Annotated in this window: 5 protein-coding genes; all 5 read left to right on the top strand. The window is 66.4% G+C overall.

Features of this window, described 5'->3' with window-relative positions; translation table 11 throughout:
* Nucleotides 1-705, top strand: a 705-nt coding sequence (locus JMF90_RS26845) for a sigma 54-interacting transcriptional regulator (protein ID WP_201325641.1), incomplete at its 5' end; no start/stop codon positions are given.
* Nucleotides 706-759: 54 nt separating this feature from the next.
* Complete coding sequence (locus JMF90_RS26840; protein WP_011548901.1) at nucleotides 760-1,296, top strand: BON domain-containing protein; 537 nt, start codon at nucleotides 760-762, stop codon at nucleotides 1,294-1,296.
* A gap of 61 nt (nucleotides 1,297-1,357) precedes the next feature.
* Nucleotides 1,358-1,630: a hypothetical protein gene (locus JMF90_RS26835; protein WP_011548902.1), complete on the top strand. Its 273-nt coding sequence runs from the start codon at nucleotides 1,358-1,360 to the stop codon at nucleotides 1,628-1,630.
* Nucleotides 1,631-1,733: 103 nt separating this feature from the next.
* Complete coding sequence (locus JMF90_RS26830; RefSeq protein WP_011548903.1) at nucleotides 1,734-2,039, top strand: H-NS family nucleoid-associated regulatory protein; 306 nt, start codon at nucleotides 1,734-1,736, stop codon at nucleotides 2,037-2,039.
* A gap of 579 nt (nucleotides 2,040-2,618) precedes the next feature.
* On the top strand, nucleotides 2,619-4,161 hold a 1,543-nt coding region (locus tag JMF90_RS26825; protein ID WP_201325640.1), incomplete at its 3' end, for a CoA-binding protein.

The raw sequence follows: 4,161 nt of genomic DNA, 5'->3' as shown, positions 1-4,161 counted from the left end.
GAGATCGGCGACATGCCGCTGCCGTTGCAGGGCAAGCTGCTGCGCGTGCTGCAGGACAAGGAGTTCGAGCCGGTCGGTTCGAACCGGATCGTGCGCGCGGACGTGCGCATCATCGCCGCCACGTCGGCCGACCTGCCGGCGCTGGTGGCGGCTGGGCGTTTTCGCGCGGATCTCTATTACCGGCTGAACGTGCTGACGATCCATGCGCCGCCGCTGCGCGAACGCGCTTCCGACATCGCGGCGCTCGTCTACGCGACGCTCGAGGAGCTGGCCGCGCAGCACGGGCGCGCCGCACACTGCGAACTGACCGACGATGCGTTGCGGATGCTGTGCGCGTATCCGTGGCCCGGCAACGTGCGCGAGTTGCGCAATACGCTCGAGCGCGCGCTGATGCTGTCGGATCGCTCGGTGATCGATGCGCGCGCGCTCGCGCCGTTTCTCGGGCCGGTGCGCATTTCGCCGGACGGCGCTGCGCCGGCGCAGCGGGTTGGCGCGGTGCCGGCCGAGCAGCGCGCGGGCGATGCCCCGACGGCATCCGGTGCGCCGGCCGTCTCGTATGCCGATGCACTGGCGGCGTGGGAGCGCCAGTTCCTGACCGATGCGCTCGCGGCCTGTGACGGCAAGGTCGTCGACGCGGCTGCGCGTATCGGCATCGGCCGCGCGACGCTGTACAAGAAACTGGCGGCGCTGGGCATCGACCGGTAGGCCGATCGGCGAGGCCGGTGCTTCCCGATGTAATGCATCGAACAGGAGATCACGATGAAGCGAATCGGCATCGCAGGATGGCTGACCATGGTGCTGGCGAGCGCCGCACTCGCGCAGGCCAGCAACATCGACGGGCCCGACGCTCCAGACGCGCGGCGCAACTGGTACAACGATCCGTTCGTCGCGCTGTCGCAGGACGTGGCCGAATGCCCGTTGCCGCTCGGCCCGTGGATGACGCGCGCCGAGATGACTGACGATGCGCACTACCGCGCCGAACGCGGCACGACCTGCTGGCTCGCGCATCGCTGCACGAAGCCGAACTCCTATATGTATGACGCGTCGATCGCCGATGCGGCGAAGGCACACTTCGCGGGCTCCGATCATCTGCGCGGCACGAGCCTGTGGATCACCGTGCAGCGACGTTTCATCTACGTCGAGGGATGCGCGGATACGACGCTCGATCGCCAGGCGTTGCAACGCGAATTCGAGGCGCTTCCGGACGTGGAGCAGGTTTTCGTTCGCATCACCGAAGATCCGCGCAAGCGCTTGCCGTACAAGGCGCGCGGGCAACCCGACCGCACGCCGGACTGACGGTCGAAGGGCCGCCCATGGCATACTCGCCACATTCAAAAAAAGGTTGACGGGAACCACAATGAAACACATGCTTGCGTCGGTTTGTCGGTGGCCTCGGGTGGCCGTGATGTTGGCTCTGGTTGCAGGGCTCGGCGGGTGCGGCGGCGGTGCTCCGCTGTTCACTTCGGACGGGCGCCCGACCACCCAGGTGCAATGCACCGGCAACGACTGGAGCAATTGCACGGACAATGCCCGGGCCATGTGCAACGGCGATTTCGACGTGATCCAGCAATCGACGGATGACGCCGTGCGAAATCTTCTCTTCGCATGCAAGAAGAAGAGCGGTTATTGATCCCGACCTGACCGGTTGAGGAGACCACGATCGGGCGAAGCGCTTTTCTGTTTGCTTTGAGTCACTTGTTTTTCACGAATAACACTCACGGAGTCCCATCCATATGGCGACCTACAGGCAACTGAGCGCGCAGCTCGAACGGCTTCAGCAAAAGATCGACAAGGAACGCGAAAAGGCGATTGCCGACGCGATTGCGCATATCCGCGCGAAAATCGACGAATACGACATTACGCCGGAAGAGCTCGGTTTTCGCCCCGCAGGATCGAGTACTGCTGCTGCCACCGCGAAGCCGAAGCGCACGTTGCCGCCGAAGTACCTGAACCCGAAGACGGGCGAAACGTGGAGTGGCCGCGGGCGCGCGCCGGCATGGCTCGGCAAGAATCGCGGACGTTTCCTGATCAAGGACTGACTCCCGAAAATCCTCACCTTTCGTGTACCGACTGACGGTGCGAACGGCCTTCCGGCCTTCGCACCGTTTTGTTTTGGTGCGGCCGCCATGCGATTTTCCCCGCCGAATTGAAGTGCAATGTCGCGCAATTAACGGCTCCTGTTTTGCGAATTCGCTGCGATCCGGCCGCATATTGCGGGGAATTTCCGTAAACAAGCGTGTAATGACGTAACGCACACGCATTGGCATTCGCGATTTTCGCGGTGCATGCATGGTGCCGATTTTCATCACCTTTCGCGTGTTGGCGCGGTGTGTCGTGCGATTCCCGAAGATACTCACCATGGCTCCTGTAAATCCTCACCTTTGAGAAAGCGGCTGCAGCGTCGTGCCGCATTGCGTGCATCGTGCGTGCGGCGCCGTGATGCGGGGCCGCGTGTGTTGCAGTCCATGGTGCGAGCGTTGACGTCCGTCGAATAGTCGGCCATTCGGCATATAGGCAGTCGCAGGCGCTTCGCCTATGCTTGGGGTTCGCGTCGATTGGCGCGCGGCCCGCCGGCCGCAAGCCGATCGTGTCGTCTTTCGTCACCGCAGGGAGCCGATGTGACCGTTCGCCATCTCGATGCGTTGTTCCAGCCCAAGTCCGTTGCGGTCGTCGGCGCGTCGTCGCGCGCGGGCAGTATCGGCGCGATGGTGTGGTCGCGCGTGCTCGACGGCGCGTTCCAGGGGCCCGTGTGGCCCGTGAATCCGAAATATCGCGAGCTGGACGGGCATGCGGTCGTTTCCGACGTCGACCGGTTGCCCGCGCCGCCGTCGGTTGCCGTGATCTGCACGCCGCCCGCGACCTGGGCCGGCATCGTGCGCAAGCTCGGTGAGCTGGGTGCGCGCGTCGCGGTGATCGTCGGCGAGGCGCGCACCGACGCCGATCGCGCTGCGGTCGATCGCATGCTGAAGGCGGCGAAGCCGTTCGTGCTCCGTATCGTCGGGCCCGGCAGCCTGGGCGTGTTGTCGCCCGCGCGGCATGCGCATTTCGGCGCGCCTGCCTACACGGCACGATCGGGCGGCGTCGCGTGGGTGTCGCAATCGAATGCGTTGACGAACGCGGTGCTGGGCTGGGCCGATGCGCGGGGCCTCGGCTTTTCGCACGTCGTCGCGCTCGGCAGCGAATCCGATGTCGATGCGGGCGATGTCCTCGACTATCTGGCGAGCGATCCCGGCACACGCGCGATCCTGCTCGAGCTCGATACCGTGCGCGCGGCGCGCAAGTTCATGTCGGCGGCGCGCGCGGCGGCACGCAACAAGCCGGTGCTCGCGCTGCGCACCGGCCGTGCCGATCCCGGCGACGCGCTCTACACGGCGGCATTCCAGCGCGCGGGCATGGTGCGCGTCGATGCGCTCGACGATCTGCTCGACGAAATCGAGACGCTCGGCGTCGGCCGCGTCACCGCGCGAGGGGCGGCGACGCTCGTGACGAGCGACGCGGGCGTGGCGAAACTCGCGGTCGATGCGGTGGCCGAGGTGCGTGACGTGCTGACCGACTGGTCGCCTGCCGCAACGTCGGCCGTCGCGGCCGCGCTGCCGCATCTCGCGGCGCCCGGCAATCCGCTCACGCTGGGCGACGATGCACACCCCGAGCACTTTGCGGCGGCGATCAAGGCGCTCGCCCCGTTTCCGCAGACGGGTACGCTGTTCGTCGTCCATTCCACTTCGCACAGCGCGCCGGCCGATTCGGTCGCGCGCACGCTGATCGACTCGCGGCAGTACGCGCATCGCGGCATCCTCGCGTGTTTCTTCGGCGCGGTCGACGCGGCGACGCGCGATGCGCTGCACGCGAACGGCATTCCGGTGCACACGACGCCGCAGCGGCTCGCACGCGCGTATGCGCGTCTCGTCGACTACAACCTCGGGCGCCAACTGCTGATGCAGACGCCGGAGGGCACGCCGCCGCAGCCGGCCGAGTGCGTGGCGTCCGCCCAGGCCGACGCGCGCCGCCTGGTCGAAGCCGGTCAGCATGAACTGGCCGGCGAAGCCGCGCTGCGCTGGCTGTCCCATTTCGGTCTGCAGGGCGAGCAGCCCAACGAACCGGCCGGCAAGAAGGTCGTCGATATCACGATCGACATGTACGACGATTCGAATTTCGGTCCCG

Source organism: Burkholderia sp. E168m23 (assembly GCF_016586125.1).
Classification (GTDB): domain Bacteria; phylum Pseudomonadota; class Gammaproteobacteria; order Burkholderiales; family Burkholderiaceae; genus Burkholderia; species Burkholderia orbicola.
Note: the sequence above shows the minus strand (reverse complement) of the source record. Positions and strands in the feature narration are given on the sequence as shown.

What these genes read in the sequence shown, in the direction of transcription:
- JMF90_RS26840 (WP_011548901.1), top strand. Translation starts at nt 760, where the DNA reads ATGAAGCGAATCGGCATCGCAGGATGGCTGACCATGGTGCTGGCGAGC.
- JMF90_RS26835 (WP_011548902.1), top strand. Translation starts at nt 1,358, where the DNA reads ATGAAACACATGCTTGCGTCGGTTTGTCGGTGGCCTCGGGTGGCCGTG.
- JMF90_RS26830 (WP_011548903.1), top strand. Translation starts at nt 1,734, where the DNA reads ATGGCGACCTACAGGCAACTGAGCGCGCAGCTCGAACGGCTTCAGCAA.